The 16,801-nt window shown below is 62.8% G+C and carries 13 protein-coding genes; 8 read left to right on the forward strand and 5 right to left on the reverse strand.

Annotation, left to right across the window (positions count from 1 at the left end; genetic code table 11):
• The first annotated feature begins 28 nt into the window (after positions 1-28).
• Positions 29-661, forward strand: coding sequence for a LysE family translocator (locus tag EFD56_RS10585; protein WP_064834928.1), 633 nt, complete (start codon positions 29-31; stop codon positions 659-661).
• A gap of 88 nt (positions 662-749) precedes the next feature.
• On the opposite strand, the gene alaS is transcribed toward EFD56_RS10585, so the two are convergent.
• Together alaS and recA are read right to left on the reverse strand one after the other, a co-directional pair.
• Positions 750-3,404: an alanine--tRNA ligase gene (gene alaS / locus EFD56_RS10590; protein WP_085742602.1), complete on the reverse strand. Its 2,655-nt coding sequence runs from the start codon at positions 3,402-3,404 to the stop codon at positions 750-752.
• A gap of 152 nt (positions 3,405-3,556) precedes the next feature.
• Complete coding sequence (gene recA / locus EFD56_RS10595; RefSeq protein WP_004676193.1) at positions 3,557-4,645, reverse strand: recombinase RecA; 1,089 nt, start codon at positions 4,643-4,645, stop codon at positions 3,557-3,559.
• Positions 4,646-4,870: 225 nt separating this feature from the next.
• On the opposite strand from recA, the gene EFD56_RS10600 reads away from it, so the two are divergent.
• Positions 4,871-5,815 (forward strand): carbohydrate kinase family protein, encoded by a 945-nt coding sequence (locus EFD56_RS10600; protein ID WP_064825318.1) that lies wholly within the window; start codon positions 4,871-4,873, stop codon positions 5,813-5,815.
• 88 nt (positions 5,816-5,903) lie between these two features.
• Positions 5,904-6,827, forward strand: coding sequence for a pseudouridine-5'-phosphate glycosidase (locus EFD56_RS10605; RefSeq protein WP_085742603.1), 924 nt, complete (start codon positions 5,904-5,906; stop codon positions 6,825-6,827).
• A gap of 160 nt (positions 6,828-6,987) precedes the next feature.
• On the opposite strand, the gene EFD56_RS10610 is transcribed toward EFD56_RS10605, so the two are convergent.
• Both EFD56_RS10610 and cckA read right to left on the reverse strand, forming a co-directional pair.
• Positions 6,988-7,491, reverse strand: a complete 504-nt coding sequence (locus EFD56_RS10610) for a P-loop nucleotide/nucleoside kinase family protein (protein ID WP_126905199.1) — start codon at positions 7,489-7,491, stop codon at positions 6,988-6,990.
• A gap of 235 nt (positions 7,492-7,726) precedes the next feature.
• A complete protein-coding gene (gene cckA / locus EFD56_RS10615) occupies positions 7,727-10,330 on the reverse strand; it encodes a cell cycle histidine kinase CckA (RefSeq protein ID WP_126905200.1) in 2,604 nt (867 codons plus the stop codon).
• A gap of 304 nt (positions 10,331-10,634) precedes the next feature.
• On the opposite strand from cckA, the gene EFD56_RS10620 reads away from it, so the two are divergent.
• Both EFD56_RS10620 and EFD56_RS10625 read left to right on the forward strand, forming a co-directional pair.
• On the forward strand, positions 10,635-11,663 hold the full coding sequence (locus EFD56_RS10620) for a flagellar biosynthetic protein FliO (protein WP_184337048.1): 1,029 nt from the start codon (positions 10,635-10,637) through the stop codon (positions 11,661-11,663).
• A gap of 400 nt (positions 11,664-12,063) precedes the next feature.
• Entirely contained in the window at positions 12,064-12,699 is a 636-nt protein-coding gene (locus EFD56_RS10625) for a DUF1062 domain-containing protein (RefSeq protein ID WP_004672742.1), read from the forward strand.
• 206 nt (positions 12,700-12,905) lie between these two features.
• Here EFD56_RS10625 and dksA read toward each other — a convergent pair whose 3' ends face one another.
• A complete protein-coding gene (gene dksA / locus EFD56_RS10630) occupies positions 12,906-13,325 on the reverse strand; it encodes an RNA polymerase-binding protein DksA (RefSeq protein ID WP_008525884.1) in 420 nt (139 codons plus the stop codon).
• 275 nt (positions 13,326-13,600) lie between these two features.
• Between dksA and EFD56_RS10635 the strand changes: the two genes are divergently transcribed.
• From EFD56_RS10635 to EFD56_RS10645, 3 genes are all read left to right on the forward strand, one after another.
• Positions 13,601-14,095, forward strand: coding sequence for a SixA phosphatase family protein (locus tag EFD56_RS10635; protein WP_085742607.1), 495 nt, complete (start codon positions 13,601-13,603; stop codon positions 14,093-14,095).
• 132 nt (positions 14,096-14,227) lie between these two features.
• Positions 14,228-15,703, forward strand: coding sequence for a YcjX family GTP-binding protein (locus EFD56_RS10640; RefSeq protein WP_085743639.1), 1,476 nt, complete (start codon positions 14,228-14,230; stop codon positions 15,701-15,703).
• Entirely contained in the window at positions 15,700-16,779 is a 1,080-nt protein-coding gene (locus EFD56_RS10645) for a YcjF family protein (protein WP_126905201.1), read from the forward strand. Before EFD56_RS10640 ends, EFD56_RS10645 begins: the two co-directional genes overlap by 4 nt.
• Positions 16,780-16,801: the final 22 nt, after the last annotated feature.

Genomic DNA, 16,801 nt, shown 5'->3' on the forward strand with positions numbered 1-16,801 from the left:
TTCCGGCTCGAACCCAAGAGGAAGACTGATGCCGGACTTTTCAACATTGATACTCTTTGCCGCTGCGGCGCTGACCCTGACCGCCACGCCCGGTCCCGACATGCTGCTGATTGCTTCGCGCAGCATCAGCCAGGGACGCTCTGCCGGATTTTTGACCTATGCAGGTATTGCGCTCGGCACTTATTGCCACGCCCTTGCTGCGGCTTTCGGGCTCTCGCAGCTCTTCCTGACCGTCCCTGTCGCCTATGACGCCGTCAGGTGGGCCGGCTGCTGCTATCTCCTCTATCTCGCCTACAAGACGATTCGTTCGGAAGGCGCCGTCTTCGCGCCTGCTTCCACGGTAAAGAGGCTCTCGGGTCGGCGCATTCTTTTCGCCGGCCTTGCCACCAACCTGCTCAATCCGAAGATGGCGCTCTTCGTAATGGCGCTATTCCCGCAATTCTTGAATACCGAGAGTGGCTCGATGGTCATGCAAATGCTGGTACTGGCCACCATCCTGAACGCCATCGGCTTCGTCGTGAATGGAACCGTCATCCTTCTCGGAGGCCAGATCTGTTCACGGCTTAGCTCCGTGTGCCGTTTCCCGAAACTGCCGCGATATATGCTCGCAACGGTGTTTACCGGGCTTGCCTGCCGTCTCGCGCTGCAGACGAGAAACTGACCGCCGCAGCCGCGCTGAAAACAACCGGCTGCGAAATCTGAAAATCTCGCAGCCGGTTCTCATTTCATACAGTTCTCGGACTGGGCGATCAGCCTGCGAGTGCCGCTGCAACAGCCTCAAGCGCCTCATCAGCCTTGGCGCCATCCGGGCCGCCGGCCTGCGCCATGTCAGGACGGCCACCGCCGCCCTTGCCGCCGAGAGCTGCCGAGGCGACGCGTACCAGATCGACAGCGCTGAAACGATCCACGAGATCGGGCGTCACCGCGACCACGGCGCTCGCCTTGCCATCTTCGGACACACCGATCAGCGTCACGATGCCAGAGCCGATGCTGGCCTTCCCATCATCGGCGAGCCCCTTAAGATCCTTCGGATCGACGCCGGCCACGGCCTTGCCGAGGTATTTCACCCCGGCGACCTCACGCACCGCATCGGCAGAACCGCCCTGCCCGCCGCCCATGGCGAGTTTGCGCTTGGCGTCGGCCAGTTCCCTTTCGAGCTTGCGGCGCTCGTCGATCAGCGTCTCGACGCGCGACAGAACTTCCGACGGCTGAACCTTCAGCGAGGCCGCGAGGGTCTTCACGCGATCGTCCTGTTCGGCGAGATACGCGCGCGCCGATTCACCGGTTACGGCTTCGAGACGGCGAACGCCAGCGCCAACGGCGCTTTCGCCGAGGATGCGGACGAGGCCGATCTGGCCGGTCGCCGACACATGCGTGCCGCCGCAAAGCTCGACCGAATAAGGCTTGTTGCTCTTTGCGCCATGAAGGCCAGTGCCCATCGAGACGACCCGCACCTCATCGCCGTATTTCTCGCCGAACAGCGCCATGGCGCCCTCGGCAATGGCGTCGTCGACACTCATCAGGCGGGTCGTGACCGGCGCATTTTGCAGCACGATCTCGTTTGCCATCTCTTCGACGATCTTGAGCTCTTCGGCCGTCATCGGCTTCGGATGCGAAACGTCGAAGCGCAGACGCTCCGGTGCGACCAGCGACCCCTTCTGCGCGACATGGGTGCCGAGCACTTCGCGCAGCGCCTCATGCAGCAGGTGCGTCGCCGAATGGTTGGCGCGCAAACGCGAACGGCGGGCGTGATCGACAGTCAGAACAACCGCATCGCCCGTCTTGAATGCGCCTTCGACAACGGTGCCAGAATGCACGAAGAGGCCCTCGCCCTTCTTCTGCGTGTCAAATATTTCGATCTTGCCGTGATCGGACGAGATGACGCCGGTATCGCCCATCTGACCACCGGATTCACCGTAGAACGGCGTCTGGTTGACAACGACCTGCACCTTGTCGCCAGCCTTGGCTCCTTCGGCGACAGCGCCGTCCTTGACGATTGCCTGCACCACGCCTTCAGCTGCTTCAGTGTCGTAACCGAGGAACTCGGTTGCGCCATGTTTTTCCCGAAGCTCAAACCAGACGGTTTCGGTCGCCTTCTCGCCGGAACCGGCCCAGTGCGAGCGGGCTTCGGCCTTCTGGCGCTGCATCGCATCGGTGAAGCCGGAGATATCGACGCCGATCTCGCGAGCGCGAAGGGCGTCCTGCGTCAGGTCGAGCGGGAAGCCGTAGGTGTCGTAGAGTTTGAAAGCCGTCTCGCCATCCAGCATATCGCCTTTGGAAAGGTCGGCAGTCGCATCGGACAGAAGCGACAGGCCGCGCTCCAGCGTCTTGCGGAATCGGTTTTCCTCGAGCTTCAGCGTCTCGGAGATCAACGCTTCGGCGCGCACAAGCTCCGGATAAGCCCGGCCCATCTGCTGCACCAGCGTCGGCAGCAACTTGTAGATCAGCGGCTCCTTGGCGCCGAGAAGCTGGGCATGACGCATGGCGCGGCGCATGATACGGCGCAGCACATAACCGCGGCCTTCATTCGACGGCAGCACGCCGTCAGCGATCAGGAAAGCTGAAGAGCGCAGGTGATCGGCGATGACGCGATGGCTGGCACTGCCCTCGGCCTTGACGCCGACGGCATCTTCGATGGCGCCGGTCAGCGTGCGGAACAAATCTGTGTCGAAGACGCTCTGGACGCCCTGGAGAATGCAGGCCATGCGCTCCAGGCCCATGCCGGTATCGATCGACGGACGCGGCAGCGGGTTGCGAACGCCCGGCTCGATTTGCTCGAACTGCATGAAGACGAGATTCCAGAACTCGAGGAACCGGTCGCCGTCTTCTTCCGCCGAGCCGGGAGGGCCGCCCCAGACATTCTCACCCTGGTCGATGAAGATCTCAGAGCACGGACCGCAGGGGCCGGTGTCGCCCATCTGCCAGAAATTGTCGGAGGTCGGGATGCGGATGATCTTGTCGTCGGAAAAACCGGCGATCTTCTTCCACAGCGTCGCCGCCTCCTCGTCTTCGGAATAGACGGTCACCAGTAGGCGATGCTTCGGCAGGCCGAAACCCTCGGTCACCAGCTTCCAGGCAAGCTCGATGGCGTTCTCCTTGAAATAGTCGCCAAAGGAGAAGTTGCCGAGCATTTCGAAGAAGGTCAGGTGGCGCGCAGTATAGCCGACATTGTCGAGATCGTTATGCTTCCCGCCGGCGCGCACGCATTTCTGCGAGGTCGTTGCCGTGGAATAGGGGCGCTTTTCCAAGCCGGTAAAGACGTTCTTGAACTGCACCATGCCGGCATTGGTGAACATCAGCGTCGGGTCGTTGCGCGGCACGAGCGGGCTCGACGGAACGATCTCGTGGCCGTTCTTCTTGAAATAGTCGAGGAAGGTCGACCGGATATCGTTCACGCCGCTCATTCTATGCCCTTCAATGCTGCCGGAGGCAGATAATACAAATCCATCGGCTTTTAACGTTCGCCTCCGCCACTGTCCAGCCGACAAACGAAACCGGCCGCATTCTCATCAGGAATGCGGCCGGTTGGAATGGTCGATGCATTCAAACGCGGAAATTACATGTCCGCGGCGGCATCGCCGTCGTCTGCATCCGGTCCGCCGTTCTGCAGGAAGCGGTCGGCGATGAGACCGGCATTCTGGCGCAACGCCAGCTCGATCTCACGGGCGAGATCCGGATTGTCGCGCAGGAAGGTCTTGGCGTTTTCGCGGCCCTGGCCGAGACGCTGGCTGTTATAGGAAAACCAGGCGCCCGACTTTTCGACGATGCCGGCCTTGACGCCGAGATCGACGAGTTCGCCGGTCTTCGATACGCCTTCGCCATACATGATGTCGAATTCGACCTGCTTGAAGGGAGGCGCCATCTTGTTCTTGACGACCTTGACGCGGGTCTGGTTGCCGATCACCTCTTCGCGCTCCTTGACCGAGCCGATGCGGCGGATGTCGAGGCGCACGGAGGCATAGAATTTCAGCGCATTGCCGCCCGTCGTCGTTTCCGGCGAACCGAACATGACGCCGATCTTCATGCGGATCTGGTTGATGAAGATCACCATCGTATTCGACTTGGAGATCGAGGCGGTCAGCTTGCGCAGCGCCTGGCTCATCAGGCGTGCCTGCAAGCCGGGAAGGCTGTCGCCCATCTCACCTTCGATTTCGGCACGCGGCGTCAGTGCGGCGACCGAGTCGACGACCAGAACGTCGACGGCGCCGGAGCGCACCAGCGTATCGGTAATCTCAAGCGCCTGCTCGCCGGTATCGGGCTGCGAGATCAGAAGGTTCTGGAGATCGACACCAAGCTTGCGGGCATAGACCGGATCGAGCGCATGTTCGGCGTCGACAAAGGCGCAGATGCCGCCCTTCTTCTGCGATTCCGCGATGGTCTGCAGCGCCAGCGTCGTCTTGCCCGAACTTTCCGGCCCGTAGATTTCGATGATGCGGCCCTTCGGCAGGCCGCCGACGCCAAGCGCGATATCGAGCCCCAGCGAACCCGTCGAAATCGTCTCGATTTCGATGACGTTCTCGTTGGAACCGAGTTTCATGATCGAGCCCTTGCCGAACGACCGCTCAATCTGTGAGAGTGCCGCTTCAAGCGCCTTGCTTTTGTCCACCGATTTGTCCTCTACCAGCCGCAATGAATTCTGAGACATCTGATCCACCTTTAGGTTATTGAAGCCGCCCAAGCAATGTCGAGTTTGTACCCTATTTGTTCCACTCTCGCAATAGGCGATCAAACGATTGAAAGAAAAAGGTAAAACAGCGCGTGTTCTATATTTGTTTTATCGATGCAAAGCAACGGCTTAAGGCAGAGGCGCCGGCCTTGCCGCCAGAAGGCACGGTGCCGATTCGCGCTTCGGGATCGGAAGGCGGTTGAAATGAAAAAGAAGATTCTTGTTCTCGGCGGCGCCCATATCGACCGGCGCGGCCGCATTTCCGGGGAGACGGCACCGGGCGCCAGCAATCCCGGCACCTGGTTCGAGGAGCCGGGCGGCGGCGGCTTCAATGCGGCGCGCAACCTCGCAAGGCTCGGTTTTCAGGTGACGATGATTTCGCCGCGCGGCGGAGATCCCATCGGCGAGATGGTCGGCGAAGCCGCCGATTTCGCTGGCATCGACGACCGGCCCTTCGTTTTCCTCGACCGCAAGACACCGAGCTACACCGCGATCATCGAGAAGGACGGCAACCTGGTGATCGCCCTCGCCGACATGGATCTCTACCGCTTCTTCGTGCCGCGGCGCCTCTCGATCCGCTGGGTGCGCGAGGCTTTCGCCGCGCATGATCTCATCCTTTTCGATGCCAATCTGCCGGAAGAGACGATCGCGGCAATCGTCGCCAAGGCACGGTCGCTGGCCAAACCCGTCGCGGCGATCGCCATTTCGCCCGCGAAGGTCGTCAGGCTGAAACCCTGCATCGCGGATATCGACTACCTGTTCATGAACGAGGCCGAAGCCGCCGCCCTTGCCGGGGAACGGCCGGACGACGCCGGCGGCTGGCCGCCGCTTCTGAACGAGATCGGCATCCGGAGCGCCGTCGTCACCCGCGGCCGCCGCGAGCTCGTCGCGCTTTGCGGCGACCGCGCCGTGACGCTGCAGCCGCCGATCGCCGAGACCCTGGCCGATGTCACCGGCGCCGGCGATTCCCTTGCCGCCGGCACGATCGCTGCCTTGCTGCATGGCCTGCCGCTCGAGCAAGCCATCCGCCACGGCACCGCGGCAGCAGCGCTGACTGTGCAGTCGCCGCACGCCGTCAACGAAAATCTGACGCCGGATCTGCTGAATGAGGCGCTTGCCCTTGTTCCCCAGATCAGAATTCTGCATTGAAGCGACCAAATGAAATAGTTGAGCATGATGTCGTCGGAAAACCGCTGACAGATTCGGCATCAGGCTCGATCGAGGACAGGACAAGATCATGACCCAGCCCATCTCCCCTCTTCTGCCGATCGCCTATTCCAAGGAAGTCGCCAGCGCCAAGCAGCGCGGCGCGCCGCTGGTGGCGCTGGAATCGACCATCATCACGCACGGCATGCCCTATCCCGGCAATATCGAGATGGCCCGCAGCGTCGAGGCGATCATTCGCGAACAGGGTGCCGTCCCTGCAACGATCGCCGTCATTCACGGCACACTGCATGTCGGTCTCGAAGCAGCCGAACTGGAGCAGCTCGCCAAGGCGACCGATGTGATGAAGGTGTCGCGCGCCGATCTCGCCTTTGCGATCGCCGAGCGCCGCACCGGCGCCACCACGGTCGCAGCGACGATGATCGCGGCGGCGCGCGCCGGCATCCGCGTCTTTGCGACAGGCGGCATCGGCGGCGTGCACCGCGGCGCCGAGGAAAGCTTCGATATCTCGGCCGATCTCGAGGAACTGGCCCGCACCGGCGTCATCGTCGTCTGCGCCGGCGCCAAGGCGATCCTCGACATTCCGAAGACGTTGGAAGTGCTGGAAACCCGCGGTGTGCCCGTCGTCACCTATGAGAACGAAGAATTCCCGGCTTTCTGGTCGCGTTCCTCGGGGCTTCGCAGCCCGCTGTCGCTGAACAGCCCGGCGGCCATCGCCAATTTCCAGGCGACACGCGAACAGTTCGGCATCGACGGCGGCATGCTGATCGCCAATCCGGTGCCGGAAGCCGACGAGATCCCGCGCGAAGAGATGGAGATCTATATCGAGCGCGCCCTGGACAGCGCCGAGCGCGACGAAGTGACCGGCAAGGCGGTGACACCCTATCTGCTCTCGACGATTTTTGACCTCACGGACGGCCAGAGCCTGAAGACGAATATAGCGCTTGTCGAGAACAATGCGCGACTGGCGGCAGAGATTGCCGTGGCGCTCGGGTAATCATCGGCGTCGCCGGCCCGTCCCGCAACAATTGTTCTGCCGTGAGGCACCCCTCTTGGGCTGCCGGCCATCTCCACAAATCGGGAGATCGACAAGAGGCTTGCTCCTCCCGCTCCGCCACCTGTTGGGGAGATGGGTGGCAGGCCAGGGGGATGGCGTGTCACGTGGAGGCGGTACTGGCTTGCTGGGTTTGCCGATCGTAAAGCGCTAACTCCTCAGCGGTCGGCGGCTCAAACAGCTTGGACCACCTAAGCAGGTCCGGCCGCGAGATGTCGAACGCGCCGACTGGAAGCTCGGCGTTTCGTCGGGAGACCCGGTCCCAGAGCTCATCAAAGGGAATGTCGAGGAAGCAGAGAACGACCCGAGCGCCGGCCGCTCGAGCTTCATTCCGGCAGACGTCGCGTTCTGCCCGTGACCACACGCCCCAATCCACGACAACGTTACACTGAAGCCCGATAGCACGCAGAGCGATCTGCCATTGTAAGCTCTCGACTCGACCTCGGCACGGCCCGGTTTCGGCTTCTGGAGTGGAAATACCGGGGTAGAGCTTGTGCATCCAGTCGTCTCCGGTCAGACGGAGGGCAGATGCTTCATGTTCGATAATCTTGGCGAGCGACGTCTTCCCTGAACCGGGAAGACCGCAGGTGAGGTAGAGCGTGAGCATAGGAAAATCTCTGATCTTGGTTTGACACGTGGCAGTGGCCCCGCGGTGTCGTGGAGGACTGCGCTTCGTTCAATGCCGCAAGGCGCGGCCAATCAGAGGTGTGTTGCCATAGTCTATCTTGTAGGACCGCTCTGCTTGAGGATCAAGAGGGAGCGCATGGATGGGCTCACACGAGGTCGTCCAGCCCGCTCCCCCGCTCTCAGCCGCTCGAGTTGATGGATTCATGGCCGAGCTGCTAACTATCCAGCGTCTCCTTCACGACCACAGCGAGCTGCTTGAGTGAAAACGGCTTCGGCAGGAACCCGAATTTCGCATCCGGCGGCAGGTTGCGGGCGAAGGCGTCCTCGGCGTAACCGGAGACGAAGATGAATTTCAGGTCGGGATAGGTCTTGCGCAGCTCACGCAGCAGCGTCGGGCCGTCCATTTCCGGCATGACGACGTCGGAAACGACGATGTCGACCTTGCCCTCAAGCTCTTCCATGATGCTCAGCGCCTCGACGCCCGAGCCCGCCTCATGAACGGTGTAGCCGCGCGTTTCCAGCATTCGCTTGCCGCCACGGCGCACCGCCTCCTCGTCTTCGACGAGCAGGACGACGGCAGATCCGGTCAGGTCCTCGGGCTGCTGCGCGGCGGGGGCCTCGGGCGGCGTGCCGACTGCGGCAATGGCGCTGTCGATCGCCCCGGCTTCGGCGGCAACCGCCGGCTCGGGGATATGGCGCGGCAGGAAGACGCGGAAGGTCGTGCCTTTACCCACTTCGGATTCCGGCTGGATGTAACCGCCCGACTGCTTGACGATGCCGTAGACCATGGCGAGACCAAGCCCGGTGCCTTTGCCGACATCCTTGGTGGTGAAGAAGGGTTCGAAGATCTTGTCCATGATGTCAGGCGCGATGCCGGTGCCGGTATCGGTGACCTCGACCAGCACCATGTCCTCGGCCGGCATGTAGGAATAGTTGAAAGCGGAGACCTCGGCAGCCGTCAGGTTTCGCGTCCGCAGCGTCAGCGTGCCGCCCTCCGGCATCGCATCGCGCGCATTGACGCAGAGATTGATCAGCACCTGCTCGAACTGCGACAGGTCGGTTTTGACGGGCCAGAGATCCCGGCCATATTGCACGTCGAGTTTGACATTGGTGCCGGAGAGCAGCCGGTCGACCAGCATGCGCAGGTCGCCGACCACATCCGTCAGGTTCAACACCGAGGGCCGCATCGTCTGCTTGCGCGAGAAGGCAAGCAACTGACGCACCAGCACAGCGGCGCGGTTGGCGTTGCGCTTGATCTCCATCAGGTCGGCGAAGCTCGCATCGGAAGGACGTGCCTGCAGCAGCAGATGGTCGGACGACAGCAGGATCGCTGTCAGCACGTTGTTGAAGTCGTGCGCGATGCCGCCGGCAAGCGTTCCGACTGCGTTCATCTTCTGCGTCTGCGCCATCTGCGCTTCCAGCGCCTTCTGCTCGGTCACCTCGACAGCATAGACGATTGCCGCCTCCTCCGGCGCCTCGTCGCTCTGATCGATGACCGCATTGACATAAAAGCGGAAATAGCGCGCCTCGTCGGTCGGCGTGCGGGTGTCGAGCGGCGCGATGTCGCCCTGCCGGTCCTTCGCCGCCGCCAGCGCCGCGGCCAGCTGCGGCCGGTCGCTCTCCTGCACGATGGTTTCGAGCGAGGGGGATTTCTCGAGATCGTCGCGCGACACGACCCCGGAAAACAGTTTCAGGAACGGCGCATTGGTGCGCAGAATGCGCCCCTCGCCATCGACCGAGGCGATCGCCATCGGCGTGTTGTTGAAGAAGCGAGTGAAGCGCATGGCGGCGGCCGAAGCGGACTGGCCGCTCTCGCTGCTCTTTTCGCGCGCGAGCACGATCGTCCGGCTTTCGCCGGGCGCGCCGTCGCGCATCGAAGTGACGCTGTGAATGATCTGCACCGGCAGGCTCTGACCGTTGGTCTTGCGCAGGTCGAGATCGAGCGTCACCGTCTTCTTCAAGCCGGGTTCGGCCTGCACCGACTGGATCAGTGCCAGCCCCTCGCCCGCCACCAAATCGCCGATCGACATCGAGCCCGGCAGGAACTTGGTCAGGTCGAGGCCCAGCCACTCGGCAAGCGTGGCATTCAGGTAGAAGATTTCGCCCTTCCGGCCGGCGGAGAAAAAGCCGGCGGGCGCGTGATCGAGATAGTCGATCGCGTTCTGCAGCTCCTTGAAGAATCGCTCCTGATCGTCGCGTTCGGCGGTGATGTCGGTGATCTGCCAGATCTGCAGCGGCTTGCCGCTATTGTCCTCCTGATGCAGCAGCCGCGCCTTCAGCCGATACCAATGCGCGCCCGAGTTGTTGGAGCCGGGTCCGACGGCGCGCAGCAGCCGGAATTCCTCGCGGCCTTCCTTGCCCTCGCGCAGACCATTGACCAGCCGATAGAGCGCCTCGTTGGACTCGCGATGGCGCGACAGCAGCGTTTCGAGCGTCTGGACTTCGGTCGCCTTGCGCGCCCCGGTCAGAGCGCCGTAGGCAGCGTTCGCATAGATGATCCGGCCCTTGTCGTCGGTGATCAGCGTCCCATCCGGGTGGCTGTTGAGAAAGGCGCGCGCCAGGCTGTCGGACTGGTGCTGCGGCATCACCTCGATGAAGCCGATGACCGAAGAGACCAGGAAGAAGATCCCGACCATGGCGAGCACGCCGAGGCCGCCAAGCACCATCTCGTTGTCGAGAGATCTTTTGAAGACGACGAAGGCACCGGCTGCCGCGATCAGCACGAGCGCCAACAGGAGAATCCGCAAAACCGTGCCAGAACGCCCCCCACGATCCACAAGCGGTGCGTTATAATCGTCGGCCTGACGCGGTTTCGTCATGTATTCCTCGCATAAGCCCTTCCCATTTCATAGCACGAACACGAAGCAGGAATCAGGCACTCTTTCCTTCTTAGCAATTTGCCACGCCGGCAAAAACACCGGTCACCGGCAAGACTGCTTGAATTCACAGGCTAGCGCGCCATCTGCCTCGGAAGCCGCCGCTGCTGCCCGTGCGCAAGCCGGCAGCCGTCATCCGGCACAATAGGAGATCGCCTTCCTGCGTCACTGGACAGGACCTTCGGCCCTTGTTTAAGGAACGGAAAAGTCGTCAATATGTGCCGAATGCGAAATGGAGTGAGTGACTATGTTCGATGATCTTGTAGGAGCTTACGGCAGCCGTTTCCTGCTTGCGGCCGGTGGCGTCGGCCTGGCGCTTCTCCTGCTCATTCTGGCGCTCTGGCTGATCCGAAGCCGCGCCCCCTCGCCCTTCGTGCGCGGCGGCCGCAACCGTCAGCCCCGCCTGCAGGTGCTGGATGCGGCAGCCGTCGATACCCGCCGCCGGCTGGTGCTGGTGCGCCGCGACGACGTCGAACATCTGATCATGATCGGCGGTCCGACCGACATCGTCATCGAAAGCCGCATCCTGGCCGAGGCGGCCGAACAGACCGAAAGCGTCAGACGGCCCGAGCCGGCCGGGGAGCGGCCAGCAATCGTCCCGCGCCCTGAAACACCGCCCGTTTCCGTAAGCCGTCCGCCGCTTGCCGCCCGTAGCGAGCCTGCCGCCGAGCCCGTCTTCGCGGCCCCAGCCGCGCCGGAGCCGCGCCCTCGCCCCGAACCGCCGGTCCAGCTGGCCGTGCCGCCGCCGGTGGCCACCAGCCCGCTTCCGGCGGAACCCGCGACAACTCCGCTGTCGGCCGAACGCGACCATTCTCCGCGCCCCGCTCCGCTCCAGCCGCGCCCGCCGGAGCAACCGATTGTCCCACCGGTTGCACAGCCCGCTCCATATCACGATACGGCGAGCGCCGCCGAAATCCTTGACGCCGCCCGCCAGCGGGTCCTGCCACAGCAGCGCATCGATCCAGAGGTCTCCGCCCCCGACAGGCCGGTGCCGCGCACCGCACCCGCGACACTCGATGACGAAGCGGCTGCGCAATCGGCAGCGGCGGTTCGCCGTGATTTCCAGCGGGTGCTGGAACAGGAAATGGCGAACAACCTGACGGCGGAGCGCATCGTGCCGACCCCGGCAAACCAGACCCCGCGCCCGGCTGCGCCGCAGCCGGCCAACCTGCCGCGCCGCGATCCCGAGCTTGCCCCGATCACCGGTGCCGACACCGAGCTGCAGAAGGAAGTTGCCCGCATTTTCGGCGAAATGAGCGTCAATCGCGACAAGTGATGCCGCAAGCCCGGTTGCGCGCATTCGTGACCTCATCATGAAGTTGCAAAAATGCCGCAATGCCGCGGCTTCTCGGTCCCGGAGTTCATCGGGCCTCCCCACCGCGTCGATCATTTGTTATCAATCGACGCGAAGAGCTTTGGCGCATCGAGGTCACACTTTGCCTAAGTAAATACCGGTCTCACTCCAATTTCACCCCGTACTGCCGCACAGCGAGATGCTGGCGGCATGCGACCATGTTCATCGGGTGGTGGCGAGAGACCGGTTTGGCATTGTTACAATGTGCCATGTGCAGTTCCGCTGCTCAGCTCTTCAGCCGCCGACAACATCGCCACACCGCGCCCGCAAGGCTTTCTCATGCACCATCTTGGTGGACTTCCGAACGGAAGACCAAGACGCGATGTGCAAGACGCTTCGGGTCCGATGGACCATCACCCCTAAGACAGCGCCCCGGCCATGGATTGCGTGTGGCGGATGCGGAGGCCTCAGAGCTTTCCGAGCCAGCGACAAGATCCGGCTGAATGCCAACGGTCGCAAACTCGACGCCTGGCTGATCTACAAATGCCTCACCTGCGAAAGGACATGGAACCGGCCAATCCTAGAGCGCCGGAATATCCGTGACATCGATCCGCTGACGCTCGATGCGCTGCAGTCGAACGACCCCGATTGGATTCGCGCAGAAACCTTCAATCTCGATGGGCTGCGGCGCAAATCACAGCGCGTGGACGAATTCGCCGAATTCGACATCGTCAAGAAGATACGGCACGAGATCGCGGGCTGGACATGCCTGGAAATCGAACTGGCGGCCCAGTTCGCCACAAATATCCGCCTGGATCGACTGCTGGCCGGGGAGTTGAAAATCTCGCGCTCGCGGCTGCAGGCTCTGCGCGATCAGGGCCTATGTCGAACGGACCCCGGCGGGGCGGATATCATGCGGCGGCGGATCAGGAGTGGCACGCTCGTCACGATCGATCTCGCCATGGAGGCAGAACGGGAGCGGCTGTGGAAACCTTTGGCTACAATTGGCCCGCTCTGATGCACGTCGCCTGGAAGCGTGTGGAGGTTCTGGGACAGCGACATGCATAAAAACAAGGGCTGAAGCGCGTCGCATGAATCAAGTTTGATGCGACGCGCTTGCATGGGCGGCGCAAGACCGATCGACAAGCCGGGAGTGCGACTCGACAAAAAAGGCGCCGCGATCAGATCGCGGCGCCCAATGTGTCTCTGCCAATATGGAAACCGTCACTCGTCGCGGTAGACCTTTTCACGACGTTCGTGGCGCTCCTGCGCCTCGATCGACAGCGTCGCGATCGGACGGGCGTCGAGGCGCTTGAGACCGATCGGTTCGCCGGTCTCCTCGCAATAGCCGTAGGTCCCGTCTTCGATGCGCTGCAGCGCCGCGTCGATCTTGGAAATCAGCTTTCTCTGCCGGTCACGAGCGCGAAGTTCGATCGCCCGGTCGGTTTCCGACGATGCCCGGTCGGCGAGATCGGGATGGTTTGCGCTCTCCTCAGCCAAATGGTCGAGTGTTTCGCGCGCTTCTCTAAGGATATCGTTTTTCCAGGCTACCAGCTTGGCCCTGAAGTAGGCTCGCTGGTTTACGTTCATGAATTCTTCCTCTTCCGAGGGAACGTAATTGCTAAGATCGATCTTCTCACTCAACGCGATTCTCCTGAAGAACATCTCATCTGGGCGGGTGTATATCCCAAGCGCTAGCCGCGATTCAAGCCAAATACGACAGCTAAACAGATTTTTAAATCTGTTACAATTTTCGGCTAACGGGCTATTTTCTCTTAATTATTCCCGCTGGCATTTTTTGCTTCGCCTTCAAAACGCCGTGTTATCGGCCCCGTTTTGCGGCTTTGCGACACGGCTGGCGGTTGACGGCGGCTGATCGCAACCGCTACTGAAAAGACCCGCCGATCCTGGATTTGCCCATGACCGTACCGCTGCCTCCGCCCAATCGCATCTACCTCCTGCGTCATGCCGAGGCCGCCTTGGCCGAACCCGGGCAACGCGATTTCGACCGGTCGCTCAACGAAAAAGGTTATGGCGATGCCGAGATCATCGCCGATCAGGCAGCCGACAAGGGCTACCGTCCGGATCTTCTCATCAGTTCGACGGCGCTGCGCTGCCGCGACACCGCCGACGCCGTCTACCGGGCGGTCGGCGTCGGGCTCGACGTGCGCTATGTCGATGCGCTCTACAACGCCACCGTCGACACCTATCTCGAAATCATCGATGCGCAGGAGGCGGCGGCCGTCATGCTTGTCGGCCACAATCCGACCATAGAGCAGGCGCTGGAGACACTGATCGGCTCCGAGGCGATGGCCCGCGCCCTTCCCGGCGGCTTTCCGACGGCAGGCCTTGCCGTCATCGATTTCGCTGCCTCCGTCAACGCCTGGTGCCTTACCGATTTCGTTGTCGTCTGAAATCGTCGGAGCAATTCGAAGAGTGGCAGGAGTTTTCGTTATCCCAGGAAAACGGAAATGCGTTCGCGCCAGTTCTTTTTCGGACAACGTCGCCTTCCTATATTGCCGGCAGTCATCAATCGGAATCGCGCCTTGCCGCCACGCCTGACATCCCTTGCCGACGACGCCCGCATCGCCTTCGACAATCTCGCCGACCGGGCGAATGGGCTCGTCAATCCGACCATAAGGCTCGGCGTCACCGGCCTCTCGCGATCCGGAAAGACGGTTTTCATCTCCTCACTTGTCCACAATCTGCTGCATGGCGGCCGACTGCCGCTGTTCGAGCCGGTGCAATCGGGCCGCGTTTCCGCTGTGCGGCTCGAGCCGCAGCCTGACGATGCCGTGCCCCGCTTCCAATACGAGGATCATATCCGGGCGCTGGTGAAGGAGCGCATCTGGCCGGATTCGACCCGCGCCATTTCCGAACTGCGCATCACGCTCGATTATCAGAGCGCCAGCGGCTGGAATCGCCTGTTCTCGCCTGGCCGGCTGTCGATCGATATCGTCGATTACCCCGGTGAATGGCTGCTCGACCTGCCGCTGCTCGGCAAGGATTACCGCACCTTCAGCGAGGAGACGATTGCGCTTGCGCAAGCCGGCGTCCGTTCCGCACTGTCGCAGGGATGGCTGTCGCTCACACGTGCCGCCGACATCAATGCCGGCGCCGATGAGATGGTCGCCCGCGACCTTGCCACGGCCTTTGCCGACTATCTCAAGGCCTGCAAGGCGGACGAACGCTCGCTCTCCACCTTGCCGCCCGGGCGCCTGCTCCTGCCCGGCGATCTCGACGGCTCGCCGGCGCTGACCTTCGCTCCGCTCGCCTTGCCGCCCGACGGGCGTCCCGACCGCGGCTCGCTTTGGGCAATGATGGAGCGGCGATACGAAGCCTATAAGTCGGTGGTCGTCAAACCCTTCTTCCGCGAGCATTTCGCCCGCCTCGACCGCCAGATCGTGCTGGTCGACGCGCTGCAGGCGATGAACCGCGGCCCCGAAGCCGTTCAAGATCTGGAACGCGCGCTGACCGATGTGCTCGCCTGTTTCCGCCCGGGCACCAATTCGCTGCTCTCCTCATTGCTTGGCCGCCGTATCGACCGCGTGCTGGTCGCCGCCACCAAGGCCGATCATCTCCATCATGAGAGCCATGACCGGCTCGACGCGCTGACCCGCCGCCTCGTCGATCGCGCCATCGCCCGCATCGGCATGGCCGGCGCCGGCATCGATGTCATGGCGCTCGCCTCCGTGCGCGCTACTCGAGAGGCATCGGTCAAACGTGACGGCCATGACCTGCCCGTCATCGTCGGTACGCCGATGGCGGGTGAAACCATTGCCGGTGAATGCTTCGACGGCCAGAGAAAGACGGCGATCTTTCCCGGCGACCTGCCGCAGGATCCGGAAGGCCTGTTTGACCGTATCGCCTCGGGCGAGACCGGTGAAACCCTGCCCGAAGTTAATGTCGTCAGGTTCCGCCCGCCGCATCTCGAGGAAACCGGCAGCGGCATCAAGCTGTCGGTGCCGCATATCCGCCTCGACCGCGCCATGCAGTTCCTGTTCGGAGACCGTCTCGCATGAGCAAGCCCCCGTCCGATCCGCCGCGCCGCCCGCCCGCCGCCTTCGCTTATGAGGATGACGCATCCGAGCCGCGCGACAACGGCCGGCAGCAACAAGGCCGGCGCAAACCGGAAAGCTTCTCTGAGAATATCGTCGTGACGCCCGACGAGGATGATCCCTTCATCAATCCTGACAGCGATCTAATCGCGCCGCCGGTCGCGACTCCGCGCAAGCGGCGCACCTCCTTTGGCAAGATCGCCGCCGGCGCCTTCGGCATATTGCTGTCGCTCGGCCTCGGCCTCTGGACCGACCGGCTGATCCGCGATCTCTTCACCCGCGCCGACTGGTTGGGTTACGCAGCCCTTGGTGTGCTCGCGATCGGCATCCTCGCCGTGCTTGCCCTCGTCATCCGCGAGACCGCAGGCATGATGCGCCTTGCCGCTGTCCAGACGATCAAGGCCGAAGCGGAAGCAGCGATCCTCGAAACACGACCGGCGAAGGCGCGCGCCGTCCTTGCGCGACTCACCACGCTGCTTGCCGCCAATCCCGAGACATCGAAGGGACGTGCGACGCTGAAGGCGACCGAGGGTGAGGTCATCGATCCTCCGCATCTAATCGCCTTGGCCGAACGAGAGCTGCTCGCCCCGCTCGACCGCAAGGCGCGCGCCCTGATCGTCAACGCCTCCAAGCGTGTCTCGATCGTCACCGCCGTCAGCCCGCGCGCGGTCGTCGATCTGCTGTATGTGCTCTACGAGGCCGTCCGCCTCATCCGCGCCATGGCGGAACTCTATGGCGGCCGCCCCGGCACGCTCGGCATGTTCCGCCTTCTGCGCGATGTGCTGGCGCATCTCGCGGTCACCGGCTCGATCGCCGTCGGTGACAGCCTCGTCCAGCAGGTGCTCGGCCATGGCCTTGCCTCGAAGCTCTCGGCCCGACTCGGCGAGGGTGTCATCAACGGCCTGATGACCGCCCGTATCGGAATCGCCGCCATGGATCTCTGCCGGCCGCTTGCCTTTCGCACGCTGAAGCGACCGGGAATCGGCGATTTCATCGCCGATCTCACACCTTCGATGTCACCGCGCGGCAACAATCCTTAACTGACCAGGCGATTCCGCAGCC

The organism is Rhizobium phaseoli (assembly GCF_003985125.1).
Classification (GTDB): Bacteria; Pseudomonadota; Alphaproteobacteria; order Rhizobiales; family Rhizobiaceae; genus Rhizobium; species Rhizobium phaseoli.